Genomic DNA, 14,523 nt, shown 5'->3' with positions numbered 1-14,523 from the left:
CCTAAAGTTCCCCGCTTTCTTTCAGTAATTGCTGCGTTCGCTCAGCTTTCCATTCAACCAAGCTTTTGATCATCATCGTCATAACTGCAAATAAAACTAGCAGAGAAGCGATCGCAAACGAGGCAGTATACTGATACTCATTGTACAAAATCTGAATATGCAAGGGGACTGTATTCGTTAGTCCCTGAATATGTCCGGAAACAACTGAGACAGCGCCAAACTCACCTATCGCTCTTGCATTACACAGTAATATCCCATAAATTAATCCCCATTTGATGTTCGGCAATGTTACTTTCCAGAAAATTCGCCACCCCTTCGCTCCAAGCGTTGCAGCAACCTCTTCCTCCTGTGTACCTTGCGACTGCATCAAAGGAACTAATTCCCTTGCCACGAGCGGAACTGTCACAAATATAGTAGCAAGAACCATTCCTGGAAGTGCAAAAATAATCTGGATACCATGCGCTGTTAACCAAGGCCCAAACCATCCCCTTATTCCGAATAATAAGACAATAGCGAATCCAGCAATGACGGGTGATACCGCAAGAGGCAGGTCGATTAGTGTCATTAACAAGCTTTTGCCACGAAATCTGAACTTAGATAAAGACCAAGCCACAGCGATACCAAACAATGCATTAAGCGGGACTGTTATGACCGCAATCTTAAACGTTAATTTAATGGCTTCCCAAGCATTCTCATCGATCAAAGCGTCGAAGAATATGCCTATTCCTTGCGATAATGCTTGCGTAAACACCATTAGAAGCGGCAATATGAGCATGACAAGCAGGAACATACCTGCAATTACAAATAGAACCCATTTGCCTAAGTTGCGATCCTTTTGAATAGGGCGAGCGATCGCCATAGCTTCACCTCCATACCATTAGGCCTTTAGTTTGTTAGACGCTTGCTCGCACGTCTTTGCATATAATTCGTCAACAGGAGTAAGACAAAGGATACAACGAGCATGACAATCGAAATAGCTGTTGCACCTGCAAAATCAAACTGTTCGAGCTTTGTCATGATAAGCAGCGGAGCAATTTCTGTATGCATGGGCATATTTCCTGAGATAAACACGATGGAGCCATACTCTCCAACTCCCCTTGCAAACGCAAGAGCAAACCCTGTTAACAGAACAGGAAATAACTCAGGTAATAGCACTCGGATAAATACACGTATCCTAGATGCTCCTAGACTTGCAGCTGCTTCTTCCGTTTCGGGATCAAGCTCTTGCAGAATAGGTTGAACAGTTCTTACAACAAACGGGAGTCCTATAAAAGTTAAGGCTACGATAATCCCAAGAGGTGCATAGGCAACTTGAATACCTAGTGGCTCCAGAAAACTACCTAACCAGCCTTTGTGTGCATAGAGTGTTGTCAGTGCAATGCCAGCAACAGCTGTAGGGAGTGCAAATGGCAAATCGATTAATGCATCGATAATTCGTTTACCAGGGAAAGAATAACGCGTTAGGACCCACGCTACGATAAAGCCAAACACGACATTAATTACTGCCGCAATGAAAGAAGTCCCAAAGCTTAATGCATACGAAGCAAGCACTCGATCTGTCGTCGCAATTTTCCAAAACTCATGCCAAGTAAGTCCTGCTGCATAGATAAAAATCGCAGCGAGTGGTAACAGAACGAATAAGCTAAGATAAGTAATCGAAAAGCCCATCGATAATCCGAAGCCGGGCAAAATTGATTTCTTAGACCCTCTGCCAGAAATCTTAGTTTTCATAGATCTCATCAAATATGCCCCCGTCTGCAAAATGCTTCTTCTGCACCTTATCCCAGCCACCATAATCAGGTTCATCTAAAGAGAATAGCTTAATTGTTGGAAACTGACTTACATATTCTGCTGCAACACCAGTCATGCGAGGGCGAAAATAATGTTCAGCTGCAATCCGTTGCACTTTTTCGGTATACATGTAATTCAAATAAGCTTCTGCAGCCTTACGTGTTCCCTTATTGTCAACCACTTGATCTACTACAGCTGCAACTGGTTCTGCGCTAACAGAAATTGATGGTGCAACCATTTCAACATGTCTTCCTGGCTCATGAACAGCCATCAAGGCTTCACTCTCCCAAGCGATAAGTACATCACCAATCTCTTGCTCTAAGAATGTGGTCATGGAGTCACGAGCGCCCGAGCCTAAGATGGGTACATTCTGATAAAGCTTCGTCACAAACTCTTTAGCTTTGGCTTCATCACCGCTAGATGTCTGCAGCGCATACCCCCATGCACCCATATAGTTCCATCTTGCACCACCAGACGTTTTGGGATTTGGAGTAATGACCTTTATTCCTGGCTTTGTTAAGTCATCCCAGTCTCGAATCTGCTTCGGATTTCCCTCACGAACAAGAAATACGATTGTCGAAGTAAATGGTGATGCACCAGTAGGAAATTTAGTTCGCCAGTCCTTATCCACTAAACCAGCAGATTTCACGCGATCCAAATCATACGACAAGGCTAGTGACACAACATCTGCTTGTAATCCGTCATTGACTGTGCGAGCTTGCTTACCAGAACCACCATGAGATTGTCTAACTGTGACCTTCTCCCCAGTTTGGGCTAACCAATCAGCAGCGAATGAGGTGTTCACATCACGAAATAATTCTCGTGTAGAATCAAAGGAAACATGAATCAATTCTATGGATTTGGAAGGCTTATCTGGGTTCGATTGACCTTTATCCTGGTAACCTTGCCCATTGGTTGAATTAAACTCGCATGCGGTTAAAACAATGAATACAATTAAACAAAGAATATATTTACCACACACGCCAAAGTTAACGTATCGTTTACGAACCCGAATAGCAAGCACACCCTTCCTATGTGTGTTTGGGCGATTGACCCCATTGCATTAGCCTATGTCGGCACTTACTAAACGGACAATACTATAGTTATCACATCTGTTTACTCGGAATAATATTAGCATGAATTAGACTATTTTTCCATATCCAAATTAAAAAACTCCAATTCACCTTTGAAAACATTTCAAGGTATGAATTGGAGTGAAATCATTATAGTTCAGAACTACTGCATAGCAGCGCGTTTGCGCTTGCGCTCCTGATACCGTTCTTCGCCAAGCTTAAATAAACGTTCTTCCTCTTTCGTTTCGGGAATAACAGCTGGAACTGGTGTCGGTTTATCATTCTCACCTAGTCCAACGAAAGTTAATAAAACAATTAGTGCTTCTTTCTTAACGCCTGTGTGTAAATTTTCAACTTGTCCAATAACTTGAATTTCCATGGATGACCGATGTGTATAAATCACGGATGCAGTTAACTCAATCGCTTCTCCAAGTCCAACTGGGCATAGAAACTGAGCTTCACAAGAAGCTGTAACGACTCCACGTTGACTATGACGCATGGCTGCAATTGTTGCAACCTTATCAACAGATTGAAGTAACTGTCCACCAAAAACAGTTCCATGATAATTGGTCTGTCCTGGCAATATAATATCCGTATAAACGGATCTTGAATGACTGACTGATTTGGCTTCGTTGTTCATAATTGAGGCTATCCTTCTTTCATAAAAAAAAAGTTAAGACACATTAGGTAAACACCAAATGTGCCTTAACTCCATATTAAACTATGTAGCGAATAGTATCAATTCTTATCCTTTTGTAAAAGCTTCATATTCAGCCGCCGTAAGCAATCCTTCAAGTGCTTCTGGGCCACTCAATTCAACCTCAATCATCCAGCCATCGCCATAAGGACTGCTGTTGACTAGCTCAGGAGCATCTTCTAGCGCACTGTTAACAGCTGCAATCTTGCCTCCTACAGGGCAATAAATATCCGAAACCGTCTTAACCGATTCCACACTTCCAACACTATCATCTTGTGCAACCTTCGCACCAATTTCTGGCAATTCAACAAATACGATATCTCCAAGCTGATGTTGAGCAAAATCTGTAATTCCAATTCTAACCTTTGTATCCGATAAAACTTCTACCCATTCATGCTCTTTCGAGTATAATAGTTTTGATGATACTTCACTCATTTTAATCCGCCTCCGTTTTGTGATTTCGATATAAGGTTAAATCAAATAAAACAATAAAGTCAAGTTATATGTGTTTCAGGTATTGACAAAATGTTCTGGTAATCGTAAATATAGAGAGTAGTTATTTGTTCAACAAAATTTTTATAAGATTCAAATAAATATTGCGGATGATCATACAGGGAGAGATTACGACAAACGTAACGCCGAAGGAGTAAGCCCCAAAACGGGTGAATCTCTCAGGCAAAAGGACTTGTATAGGACGCATCTCTGGAGAGCTTTGCTTGATAACAGATCAAGTAAACACCCATGGGGAAACTTGACGCATTTAAACATGTGCGTAGGGACACTCTCAGGTACAAAGGACAGGGCAAAAAGATCGCATCTCGCATGCGCGCTTTTTGCTCTTTTTTTATTGACTAAAAAAAGTAAAGTGAAGGTGATTCCGGTGCTAAAAAGAACGCCCCTATTTCCGATTTACTCGGATTACGATGCTCGTGTAATAGATTTTGGTGGATGGGAGCTTCCTGTTCAATTCGCTGGGATTCAGAAGGAGCATACTGCAGTTCGAGAGCAGGCTGGTTTATTTGACGTTTCTCATATGGGGGAAGTATTAGTCTCAGGTAGTGACTCCATTGCATACTTGCAGCAGCTTACTACCAACGATGTATCAAAACTGCATAATGGTCAATGTCAATATACGCTCATGTGCTACCCAGACGGCGGTGTTGTTGATGACCTACTTGTCTATCGCATGAGTGAGGATGCTTACATGCTTGTTATTAACGCCTCCAACATCGATAAGGATATCGAATGGATGCAAGAAAATTTACAAGGAGATGTTCGCTTAAACAACATCTCAGACGATACTGCTTTACTAGCTTTACAAGGACCTCATGCTATCCAAATTTTAAGTAAGCTTACGGATACACCTCTAAGCGAATTAAAAACATTCCGTTTTTACGAGAATGTGCAAATCGCAGGTGTGAAAGCACTCGTATCACGTACTGGATACACCGGTGAAGATGGTTTTGAGATGTATATTGACGAAGCAGATGCAATTACACTCTGGAAGAAGCTTCTGGAAGCTGGAGAACCTGATGGTCTACTCCCTGTGGGACTTGGAGCGCGGGATACACTTCGTTTTGAAGCCAGACTGCCACTCTATGGGCAAGAATTATCTAAGAGCATTACACCGCTTGAAGCAGGGCTTTCCTTCTTTGTTAAATTAGACAAGGCTGAGTTTAATGGACGCGAAGCTCTAGCAGCGCAGAAGTTAAATGGGATCCCTCGCAAGCTTGTAGGCATTGAAATGATCGGTCGCGGAATTCCGCGGAGCCACTACCCTGTTTATTCCACTGATGGCAAGCAGATTGGTGAAGTAACAACAGGTACGCAATCCCCAACGCTTAAGAAGAATATTGGCCTTGCTTTACTAGACTCCTCCTACTCTGCTCTGGAGACAGAAGTCGATGTTGAGATTAGAGGTTCAATGGTTAGAGCTAAAGTGGTGGCAACACCTTTTTATAAATCAAGTCCGAAAGGTTAGAAATCCCTATTCTTTCGTCGTACCACGCTTAAAGATGCTAGGGCCGCATGTACTAGAATTTATTTAACTAGGGGGAGAACTTACGACATGAAACATCGTTATTTACCGATGACTGAGCAAGATGAACAACAAATGCTAGAAACGATTGGCATTCAATCCATTGACGAATTATTTGCAGATATTCCGGAAGAAGTAAGGTTCCAAGGACGTTTGAACGTAGCTGAAGCACTTGATGAAGGTGCACTCCTACGCTATATGCGTAAATTATCTGGTAAGAATGCTGATTTTGATCAATATGCTTCTTTCTTAGGAGCTGGTATCTATGATCACCATCTACCAGTAGTTATTAATCATGTAATTTCACGTTCTGAATTCTATACAGCATACACACCTTATCAGCCTGAAATCAGCCAAGGTGAATTACAAGCCATATTCGAATTTCAATCTTATATCTGTGAACTAACAGGTATGGCTGTAGCGAATGCTTCGATGTACGACGGGCCGACGGCGCTTGCGGAGGCCGGTGCACTTGCTTGCGGCGCTACAAAGCGTAAGCGCCTGCTCGTCTCCCGCGCTGTCCATCCGGAAGCGCGCCAAATCTTGGCGACGTCGGCAAGAGGCCTTGGCCTCGACGTCGTAGAGATCGCTTGTGAGCAAGGCATCACAAGCGCAGCCGACCTCGCGTCCAAGCTGGACGCGGACACTGCCGCTGTCATCGTACAGTCGCCGAATTTCTTCGGCGTACTGGAAGACCTAGCGGCATTCGAGCCGCTCGCGCATGACGCGGGCGCCTTGCTTGTCGTAAGCGCGAATCCGCTCACGCTAGGGCTGCTTGAAGCGCCGGGCAAGCTCGGCGCTGATATCGTCGTCGGCGATTGCCAGCCACTAGGGATCCCAGCTTCGCTTGGGGGCCCAACTTGCGGCTACTTCGCCGTCGCTGACAAATGGATGCGCCGTATGCCAGGGCGCATCGTCGGTCAAACCGTCGATCACAGCGGCAAGCGTGGATTTGTTCTCACGCTGCAAGCGCGTGAACAACATATCCGCCGTGAGAAGGCGACTTCGAACATCTGCTCGAACCAAGCCCTTCTCGCTCTATGCGCGTCTGTGTACCTATCAACGCTTGGTAAGAGCGGAATCCAAGAAGTTGCTACGCTTAACGTACAGAAGGCTCACTATGCCGCTTCACGTATTGCAGCTTCAAATAAGCTATCACTTGCTTACGAAAGCAGCTTCTTTAATGAGTTCCTCGTTAAATTGCCAGAAGGAACTGACGTACAGCAATTGAATTCCAAATTACTTCAATCAGGCTTCATCGGAGGTTATCAAATAGATAAGGCTTTCCCTGAACTTGCAGGGCACATGCTGATTGCAGTTACTGAACAACGTTCCAAAGAAGAAATTGATCAATTTATCGAATGCTTGGAGGTGCTCGTGTAATGACACAGCTTGCTACTGAATCTATTCCTGCAATTAAGCACGATAAAGCGCTAATATTCGAGCTTAGTCACCCTGGCCGCGTAGGCTACTCCCTACCTGTTTGTGATGTTCCAGAGCAACAGCTTAATGATCTCATTCCTGCGAAATTCCAAAGACAACAGCCTGCTGAGCTACCTGAAGTATCTGAAGTGGATGTCATTCGTCACTATACAGCGTTGTCCCGTCGTAACTTCGGTATCGATAACGGATTCTATCCGCTGGGTTCTTGTACGATGAAATACAATCCCAAAATTAATGAAGATGTGGCTCGTTTCCCTGGCTTTGCTAAGATCCACCCTTACCAACCAGAAGAGTCCATCCAAGGTGCACTTGAATTGCTCTATAACTTACAGCAAGACCTTGCTGCACTTACAGGCATGGATCGTGTCACACTTCAGCCTGCAGCCGGCGCCCATGGTGAATGGACTGGACTTATGATGATTAAGGCCTATCACGAGAGTCGTGGAGATAAACGGACCAAGGTAATCGTTCCTGACTCAGCCCATGGAACCAATCCTGCTAGTGCTACTGTTGCAGGCTTTGAGACAGTTACCATTAAATCCAACGACCGTGGACTTGTGAATATAGATGAACTGAAGAAAGCAGTCGGATCTGATACAGCAGCACTCATGTTAACAAATCCGAATACGCTAGGTTTATTTGAAGAACAAATCACTGAAATTGCAGCTGTTGTACATGAAGCAGGCGGACTGCTTTATTACGATGGAGCGAATACGAATGCCATTATGGGGCTTACACGTCCAGGTGATATGGGCTTTGATGTCGTTCACCTTAATTTGCACAAAACGATGAGCACACCACATGGTGGCGGTGGTCCAGGAGCTGGCCCAGTAGGTGTGAAATCCTTATTAATTCCGTTCCTACCAACACCAATGGTCGAACGTAACGAAGCTGGACAATATTATTTTGAATATAACTACCCAGAGTCTATCGGCCGAGTAAAGAGCTTCTATGGCAACTTCGGTATACTCGTTCGTGCTTATACTTATATGCGCACACTAGGTCCAGATGGCTTACGCAAAGTATCCGAATACGCCGTTCTGAATGCCAATTATATGATGGCAAGACTAGCTCCTTACTATGATGTTCCGTTCAATCGTGCATGTAAGCATGAGTTCGTTATGTCAGGCAACAGACAGAAAGAGCACGGTGTTCGTACACTTGATATTGCGAAGAGATTACTTGATTTTGGCTATCATCCGCCAACAATTTACTTCCCGCTCAATGTTGAAGAGAGTATCATGATCGAACCGACCGAAACAGAAAGCAAAGAGACACTGGATGGATTCATCGATATCATGATTCAAATTGCTCAAGAAGCGATCGATAACCCAGAACTCGTTATTAATGCACCATACTCAACAGTAGTTAGCCGACTTGACGAAACACTTGCTGCCCGTAAGCCTGTGCTCAATTGTAGCTGCGGTTAATGTAGATAGCTATACACAATAAAATGGATAGAAGCATCAGAAACAATCTGATACTCTATCCATTTTTCTTACTTAATTGAATCAATTATTTTCACGCAAAATGCTGTCTTATATTCGTCATATACTCTTCTTCATCCGAGGTTTCCTTCATATTGATGAGCATTTTGGCATCTTCTCCAACGACATATCGAAACTGGCTTGTACCATCTGTTGCCGCTTGATAGATCGTTTCAGCGACTAGTTCTGGAGCTGAGGCATACGCTGGATCTTGTTCCATTACCTTCAATTTACCTAGAAATGCACCCATAAACTGCTTGTAGTCCGTTAATGATTCATTAAAATAGAACTCCATTGATCTTCCGCCAAAATCTGTATTAATAGCTCCTGGTTCAATCAACTTTACTTGGATGTTTTGTGATGCTAATTCATAGGAAACAGATTCCGAAAAGCCTTCAACCGCAAATTTAGAAGAATGATAAAGTGACATTGTAGGGAAGGTAACTTTTCCTCCCATGGACGAAATATTAATGAGTAAGCCTTCTTTATTTGATCTGAAATGTGGCAAAATCGCTTTCGTCATGTTGATCAGTCCAAATACGTTCACTTCAAATTGTCTTCTGATTTGCTCATCGCTAGCTCCTTCCAGAATCCCCATTGTTCCATATCCTGCATTATTGAGCAGAGCATCAATTTTACCAAACCGCTTAATCCCTTCCTCTAACGCTTGTTGAATCGTATCTTTCTTCTCAACATCAAGCTTAAGCACCAAAATATTAGTTGACTGATTGAATTCAGTTTCTTTATCAGGTGTCCGCATCGTAGCTATTACGTTCCAACCTCTTGCAGCAAAATGTTTTACTGTAGTTCTTCCAATTCCTGATGAAGAACCAGTGATAAGAATCGTTTTCATTAGTAAATTCCCTACTTCCCTTGTTCTAAATGTTCTATACTTGCCAATCCCTGAGCAATGGTTTCAAGTTTAGCCTTATATTCATTTATCCCAATCTGGATGCAGATGACCTGTGCAGGATGCATTTCATCTTTGTAAAGTGCATACTTCTCACTTAACAGATTTAACTCCGTTTGTGCACCCTCCTGTACTTCCTTTAACCAGGCGATCACTTTGTCAAAACCGACAAATTCGCCAAAGTAAAGTCTCATCAGAAAATCCGATTTTGTACTATCTCCCTCTAAAGGGCCTTGTAAATAAGCTTGAAAAGATTCTTGTCCTTTATCTGTTATGGTAAACATATTTTTGTTAGGCTTGCCATCTTGTAGCACAACTTCCTTAGTTATCAATCCCTCTTTCTCCATCCGAGTAAGCATGGGATAAATCGTTCCGTAACTCGATCGATAGAAATAAGAGAATAAATTCTCGAATAATTGTTTTATTTCGTAGCCCGATAACGAATGCTTCATAAGCATGCCTAGAATAGCATCTTGACTGTTCATTCAATCACCTCCTTAATTGTGTACGAAGGATTACTTACTTCAGAAAATTATTAGACAAATAGAAATATTACAATTATTAATATATCACTCCGATATATATCGCGTCAATATATAAAATCCATTTTGTGGTTACCGTCATGCAACCTAACCCAGATACGCAGGTTATCTATTAGTAAGATTTGTTATCTTTACGTAACCTACTCGGAGCATTCTTATATTATACTTAATTAGTAATAATCAAAAAAATGTTGAAAGGATGGAAGATATGAAGAACAAGAAATCAATTGCTGTGTTAACATCGCTTGCTATGAGTTTGAGTCTGTCATCAAATATATTAGCTGCAAATGATCAGTTGCAAGGGATCGAGATCAATGGTCAGAAAGTTGAAGCAACTGCACAAACGAAGGAGAATACGTTGCTGCTTCCACTCCGTAGCATTAGTGAAGCAAGCGGTTATACCGTAGGCTGGTCTGCTCCAGATCAGAAAATTACGTTGACCCAGTCAGGTAAGAAGAGTATAACGATTTCACTTAGTCACAATACTTATTCTATTAATGATCATGAAAGCTACCTCCAAGATGAAGTTACAACTATTAATGCAAACACGTACATAACTCCCGAATTGATAGCAGAGATCATGGGCTACAACGTTACAAGAGACAAGGATCGTCAGGTTATTCAATTAACAAGTATACAAGAGAATCCAATCACCATCCGCAATGTTAAGGATGCATCAACAACTACGAATCTCGAACTTAACATTCAGTATCCTCAAATTACGGGACTAACGAATACTACGGTTCAAGATCAAATAAATACAACGTTTGAGAAATTCGCTGCTACTGCTAAGCAGCAAGCGCTTAGTATCGCCAAAGAATTTGCAGACAATGAAGAAACGAAACATGTGCAAGCACAGACGATCCTTGATTATGCTATTAAATATAACCAAAATAACATACTGAGCATCACCTTCTCGCACTATGACTATACAGGTGGTGCACACGGCACGACCATCCAAAGCTCATACAATTTTGACCTGAACACAGGTTATGATTATAAACTTAAAGATTTATTTGCTGACAACAAAGACTACTTAACAGTCATCAATAAAGAGATTAAGCAACAAATGGATGATCTGAAACAAACAGAATCTTTACTAACTCCATTTGAAACTATTGACGCAGATCAGCCTTTCTTCATTACAGACGATCATAAATTGTATGTATACTTCCAGCAATATGAATACTTTGCGTATGCCATGGGGATGCCTGAATACGCGATCACTTTTGACGGATTCCATGCACCTGTAGCAAAATAAGTTTATCCTTAGTTGAAAATTCCATATCAATAAGAAATAAGCTAGGTGCCCCCTAGCTTATTTTGTATAAATGCATACCGATTTTTTGTAGAAATATCATGTTCATGGAGACGAATTAGTTTATTTGAAGAATTATCTTGCCGGTATTTAAGTTAGCTTCCATGCGCTTGTGAGCTTCCCCTACCTGTTCAATTGGGTATATCATGTCAACAATCGGTCTTATTTCACCTCGCTCAAAATAAGGAGTTACGATCGTGGCGAACTCATTCGTTAAATTAGACTTGTATTCATCACTTCTTGGGATTAATAAAGTTCCTGTTAGTTGTACGCATTTTAACATCAAGCTAAATAAATTCAACTTTTCAATTTTACCTCCGCCTAATATACCAATAAGGACCCAGCGACCATCTACTTTAATACTAGACAAGTTTTTGTCCCAAAAGTCCGCACCGATAAAGTCCAGAATCAGGTCAACACCCTTACCGCCAGTAGCACGTAGTACCTCTTGATCCAATTTTGAAATGGTCCATTCTTTAATATGAGAAAGAGCAACTTGTTTTTTAGACAAGTCACTCTTTAATTTATAAATTAATCTATCTTTTTGTTTGTTAAATTAGTTCTCCACTCATTCGTTGGTGTAAGATAACTAATGATTCTTTCATCGATTAAATCCACAAGTTTATTCTCATATGTTTTTCTATAAGGTTTAGGAAGTTCTTCTTTTAGCCAACTTTCCTTTGTTCCTTTCCAGATTTCAAAAAGAGTAACCTCATTTGAATTATCAATATCATCTGAAAGAACGGCACTTACAAAAGCTGGTTCATGTTCCATCGCTCTCATATTAGCAGATAATAGTTCTTTGAATTCTTCCTTTTTTCCACTTTTAATTTTAAATCTTATATAGAGTATTACGTTTTCTTTATTATTACTCATAAATATCCTCCTACTTAATAAGTTTAGACGTATCATCTAAGTAATCATATCATGTAGTAGGCATTGAAACTATGATATTGAGTTACTTTAACAAAGAAAAAGGAGCTGCCTCCGAGCAAGCTCCTCAACTCTCGTGTCCTGTTAGCGTAATGCACCATATCTGCTTGTTTTGCTCATTTACTGATGACCAACTATCTGGTGAGGTACATACGGTTCTTCTAACGATGCTATTTCCTCGGGTGTTAACGTAATCGAAAGAGCACCTACGGCATCTTCTAGATGAGACATTTTCGTAGCACCGATTATAGGCGCAGCAACTGATTCTTTCTGTAGCAACCAGGCAAGCGCGATATGAATACGAGGAACGCCACGTTGTTCTGCAATTGCCGCAACCCGTTCCACAATCAATCGGTCACTATTTGCAGTCGCATCGTACTTTGATTTTTGAACCTGGTCGGTTTCGGACCGATGCGTTGTTTCCGACCAATCGCGTGTCAATCTGCCTGATGCGAGGGGGCTATATGGAGTCACTCCGATTTTTTCCTCTTTACAAAGCGGTAACATCTCCCTCTCCTCTTCACGGTAGATGAGGTTCAAATGATTCTGCATTGACACAAATCGAGTCCATCCATTCTTCTCCGCCACATATAATGCCTTTTGGAACTGCCATGCGTACATTGCTGAGGCACCAATATACCTTGCCTTCCCCGCTTTAACCACATCGTGCATAGCTTCCATCGTTTCTTCAATAGGGGTATTGTAATCCCAGCGGTGGATTATATACAGGTCTACATAATCAGTTCCGAGTCTCTTAAGGCTTTTATCAATTTCACTCATGATTGCCTTTCGAGAAAGACCAGCACCATTTGGACCTTCTTGCATGCGACCATGTATCTTCGTTGCAAGTACAATTTCATCACGATTGGCATAATCCTTTAGAGCTCTTCCTAGAATTTCCTCACTTGTCCCCATTGAATACACATTCGCCGTATCAAAAAAGTTAATACCAAGCTCAAGGGCTTTTTTGATAATAGGTCGACTATTCTCTTCATCGAGTACCCATTGATGAATCCATCGCTCAGCTACTCCAAAGCTCATACAGCCAAGACAGAACCGAGATACATCCAAGCCAGTATTTCCAAGTTTCACATATTGCATTTAATTATTCCTCACTTTGAAAAAGAGATTTTATTTCCTATACATGTAGTGTGCGCCTTGGAGTTACTCCAAGTAAGCGTCATTGCGATTGCCTGACCAGAGTTGATTAAACCGCCCATTAGCTAACGATAGGGCTGCCAAATGGCTTACATGCCAGCTACGCAAACCTAGATACTCTCATTACCATTCAATGATCTCTCTTCGATCCAAGCGACGCGCATTGTTCTCAGCCCCCTTAATCTAGATTCGGCTGAGGAGTGCTCTGATTGAAGCTGGCTGGTTACGTCTCTCACCTTCTGAATCGCGTTCAGTGTTTGGTCTTGGGCATCTTTGATCCGCCCTTGTACAACCCAGTCTGTGATTAATCCATCAAACCAATAATCCGCGCCCTTAAGCATGCCACTAATGTCGATTTCTACATGGACAGTGCGCTTCAAATCATCCAGTTCACTGTGGAAATTTTGCATGAGGTAGTTCGCATTGTGGATGAACTGCTTCGCGTCATCTACATGGTCATGCTTCAAATGAGTGCTGATCACTCCTCCTCCTCCCCATAAATCCCATTTACCCCAATTTTCTGCCTTCTCCAGGCTGGAAGAAGCATCCTCCAGAGAAGTTAGCACCCGCTTACCTGCTGTCCATGCTTCATGAATTTCTTTGACTATGATGGTCTGGTCGGTTATTTGCACCTCAATCTCCGCTAATTCCAAAGAGGCGGCAGTCGAATTTCGAAGTGCCGATTCCTTCTCCACCATTAACCGATTGTAATCATGCTCCGCATTTTGTAAAGTGGTGAATTCCTCTCCAATCTGAATGATTTCAGTTTTAATAATTTCCTGAGTTCGCTTGGCCTCTTGAAGCTTAAGTAGGGCTGCTAATACCTGCTGACGTTCTAATTCAAGCTGTTCCTCTTTGCTTCGAAGGATGGTATGAAACAAGTTGGTCAGCGACATTCGGGTCAGTTCGTCAACATCCGTCTGTTCTGACTCAACCTGTATCTCCAGTTCTATGTACATCCGCTCCTGTTCTCGCAGCCGTCTCTGCAGCTCCTCTCGTTTACGTATTATTTTCTCCAATTGAAACTTTCGCTCCTTTGCTTCCATCAACCTGTCGTGGAATGAGTCCGGCATTAAACGAACCTCCTAATTTCATTTTGCATCCTTATTACTGGTAATTACGATTCTTACACA

Annotated in this window: 15 protein-coding genes and 2 riboswitches; of the genes, 4 read left to right on the top strand and 11 right to left on the bottom strand. The window is 42.1% G+C overall.

Annotated elements, in window-relative coordinates; genetic code table 11:
- Nucleotide 1: 1 nt before the first annotated feature.
- The 5 genes from cysW to gcvH form a co-directional block, all read right to left on the bottom strand.
- Nucleotides 2-859, bottom strand: coding sequence for a sulfate ABC transporter permease subunit CysW (gene cysW / locus AC1DOK_RS15235; protein WP_477555153.1), 858 nt, complete (start codon nucleotides 857-859; stop codon nucleotides 2-4).
- A gap of 26 nt (nucleotides 860-885) precedes the next feature.
- Nucleotides 886-1,731, bottom strand: coding sequence for a sulfate ABC transporter permease subunit CysT (gene cysT / locus AC1DOK_RS15230; RefSeq protein ID WP_477555152.1), 846 nt, complete (start codon nucleotides 1,729-1,731; stop codon nucleotides 886-888).
- Entirely contained in the window at nucleotides 1,721-2,815 is a 1,095-nt protein-coding gene (locus AC1DOK_RS15225) for a sulfate ABC transporter substrate-binding protein (RefSeq protein WP_477555151.1), read from the bottom strand. The genes cysT and AC1DOK_RS15225 overlap by 11 nt, the downstream gene beginning before the upstream one ends.
- Before the next feature lie 212 nt (nucleotides 2,816-3,027).
- Complete coding sequence (locus AC1DOK_RS15220; RefSeq protein ID WP_477555150.1) at nucleotides 3,028-3,504, bottom strand: acyl-CoA thioesterase; 477 nt, start codon at nucleotides 3,502-3,504, stop codon at nucleotides 3,028-3,030.
- A 105-nt stretch (nucleotides 3,505-3,609) separates the two neighbouring features.
- Nucleotides 3,610-3,996 (bottom strand): glycine cleavage system protein GcvH, encoded by a 387-nt coding sequence (gene gcvH, locus AC1DOK_RS15215; RefSeq protein ID WP_477555149.1) that lies wholly within the window; start codon nucleotides 3,994-3,996, stop codon nucleotides 3,610-3,612.
- Nucleotides 3,997-4,163: 167 nt separating this feature from the next.
- Nucleotides 4,164-4,258, top strand: a riboswitch (glycine riboswitch).
- Between the two features lie 3 nt (nucleotides 4,259-4,261).
- Nucleotides 4,262-4,364, top strand: a riboswitch (glycine riboswitch).
- Nucleotides 4,365-4,435: 71 nt separating this feature from the next.
- Here gcvH and gcvT point away from each other — a divergent pair.
- From gcvT to gcvPB, 3 genes are all read left to right on the top strand, one after another.
- Complete coding sequence (gene gcvT / locus AC1DOK_RS15210) at nucleotides 4,436-5,542, top strand: glycine cleavage system aminomethyltransferase GcvT (RefSeq protein WP_477555288.1); 1,107 nt, start codon at nucleotides 4,436-4,438, stop codon at nucleotides 5,540-5,542.
- Between the two features lie 87 nt (nucleotides 5,543-5,629).
- The gene (gene gcvPA, locus AC1DOK_RS15205) at nucleotides 5,630-6,982 is read left to right on the top strand and encodes an aminomethyl-transferring glycine dehydrogenase subunit GcvPA (RefSeq protein ID WP_477555148.1); all 1,353 of its coding nucleotides are present in this window, start codon (nucleotides 5,630-5,632) and stop codon (nucleotides 6,980-6,982) included.
- Complete coding sequence (gene gcvPB, locus AC1DOK_RS15200; RefSeq protein WP_477555147.1) at nucleotides 6,982-8,472, top strand: aminomethyl-transferring glycine dehydrogenase subunit GcvPB; 1,491 nt, start codon at nucleotides 6,982-6,984, stop codon at nucleotides 8,470-8,472. Before gcvPA ends, gcvPB begins: the two co-directional genes overlap by 1 nt.
- Nucleotides 8,473-8,563: 91 nt before the next feature.
- Here the strand turns inward: gcvPB and AC1DOK_RS15195 are convergent, their stop codons facing one another.
- The gene (locus AC1DOK_RS15195) at nucleotides 8,564-9,382 is read right to left on the bottom strand and encodes an SDR family oxidoreductase (RefSeq protein ID WP_477555146.1); all 819 of its coding nucleotides are present in this window, start codon (nucleotides 9,380-9,382) and stop codon (nucleotides 8,564-8,566) included.
- 11 nt (nucleotides 9,383-9,393) lie between these two features.
- On the bottom strand, nucleotides 9,394-9,924 hold the full coding sequence (locus AC1DOK_RS15190; protein ID WP_477555145.1) for a PadR family transcriptional regulator: 531 nt from the start codon (nucleotides 9,922-9,924) through the stop codon (nucleotides 9,394-9,396).
- Nucleotides 9,925-10,189: 265 nt separating this feature from the next.
- Here AC1DOK_RS15190 and AC1DOK_RS15185 point away from each other — a divergent pair, with 265 nt between their 5' ends.
- Nucleotides 10,190-11,242, top strand: coding sequence for a PdaC/SigV domain-containing protein (locus AC1DOK_RS15185; protein ID WP_477555144.1), 1,053 nt, complete (start codon nucleotides 10,190-10,192; stop codon nucleotides 11,240-11,242).
- Nucleotides 11,243-11,357: 115 nt separating this feature from the next.
- On the opposite strand, the gene AC1DOK_RS15180 is transcribed toward AC1DOK_RS15185, so the two are convergent.
- The 4 genes from AC1DOK_RS15180 to AC1DOK_RS15165 all read right to left on the bottom strand — a co-directional run bounded on the left by AC1DOK_RS15180 (nucleotide 11,358) and on the right by AC1DOK_RS15165 (nucleotide 14,463).
- Entirely contained in the window at nucleotides 11,358-11,810 is a 453-nt protein-coding gene (locus AC1DOK_RS15180; protein WP_477555143.1) for a zinc-binding dehydrogenase, read from the bottom strand.
- 20 nt (nucleotides 11,811-11,830) lie between these two features.
- Entirely contained in the window at nucleotides 11,831-12,175 is a 345-nt protein-coding gene (locus AC1DOK_RS15175) for a putative quinol monooxygenase (RefSeq protein ID WP_477555142.1), read from the bottom strand.
- Between the two features lie 177 nt (nucleotides 12,176-12,352).
- Nucleotides 12,353-13,333: an aldo/keto reductase gene (locus AC1DOK_RS15170; RefSeq protein ID WP_477555141.1), complete on the bottom strand. Its 981-nt coding sequence runs from the start codon at nucleotides 13,331-13,333 to the stop codon at nucleotides 12,353-12,355.
- Nucleotides 13,334-13,500: 167 nt separating this feature from the next.
- Nucleotides 13,501-14,463: a hypothetical protein gene (locus AC1DOK_RS15165; protein ID WP_477555140.1), complete on the bottom strand. Its 963-nt coding sequence runs from the start codon at nucleotides 14,461-14,463 to the stop codon at nucleotides 13,501-13,503.
- Nucleotides 14,464-14,523: the final 60 nt, after the last annotated feature.

This window comes from Paenibacillus sp. P5_B5 (assembly GCF_056400365.1).
This window is presented reverse-complemented; position numbering and strand designations above follow the sequence as displayed.

Excerpts from the sequence above, each read along its gene's own strand:
- gcvPA (WP_477555148.1), top strand. The coding sequence starts at position 5,630 with ATGAAACATCGTTATTTACCGATGACTGAGCAAGATGAACAACAAATG.
- AC1DOK_RS15195 (WP_477555146.1), bottom strand. The coding sequence starts at position 9,382 with ATGAAAACGATTCTTATCACTGGTTCTTCATCAGGAATTGGAAGAACT.
- AC1DOK_RS15185 (WP_477555144.1), top strand. The coding sequence starts at position 10,190 with ATGAAGAACAAGAAATCAATTGCTGTGTTAACATCGCTTGCTATGAGT.
- cysT (WP_477555152.1), bottom strand. The coding sequence starts at position 1,731 with ATGAAAACTAAGATTTCTGGCAGAGGGTCTAAGAAATCAATTTTGCCC.
- AC1DOK_RS15165 (WP_477555140.1), bottom strand. The coding sequence starts at position 14,463 with ATGCCGGACTCATTCCACGACAGGTTGATGGAAGCAAAGGAGCGAAAG.
- gcvH (WP_477555149.1), bottom strand. The coding sequence starts at position 3,996 with ATGAGTGAAGTATCATCAAAACTATTATACTCGAAAGAGCATGAATGG.
- AC1DOK_RS15190 (WP_477555145.1), bottom strand. The coding sequence starts at position 9,924 with ATGAACAGTCAAGATGCTATTCTAGGCATGCTTATGAAGCATTCGTTA.
- AC1DOK_RS15175 (WP_477555142.1), bottom strand. The coding sequence starts at position 12,175 with ATGAGTAATAATAAAGAAAACGTAATACTCTATATAAGATTTAAAATT.
- gcvPB (WP_477555147.1), top strand. The coding sequence starts at position 6,982 with ATGACACAGCTTGCTACTGAATCTATTCCTGCAATTAAGCACGATAAA.
- AC1DOK_RS15170 (WP_477555141.1), bottom strand. The coding sequence starts at position 13,333 with ATGCAATATGTGAAACTTGGAAATACTGGCTTGGATGTATCTCGGTTC.
- cysW (WP_477555153.1), bottom strand. The coding sequence starts at position 859 with ATGGCGATCGCTCGCCCTATTCAAAAGGATCGCAACTTAGGCAAATGG.
- AC1DOK_RS15220 (WP_477555150.1), bottom strand. The coding sequence starts at position 3,504 with ATGAACAACGAAGCCAAATCAGTCAGTCATTCAAGATCCGTTTATACG.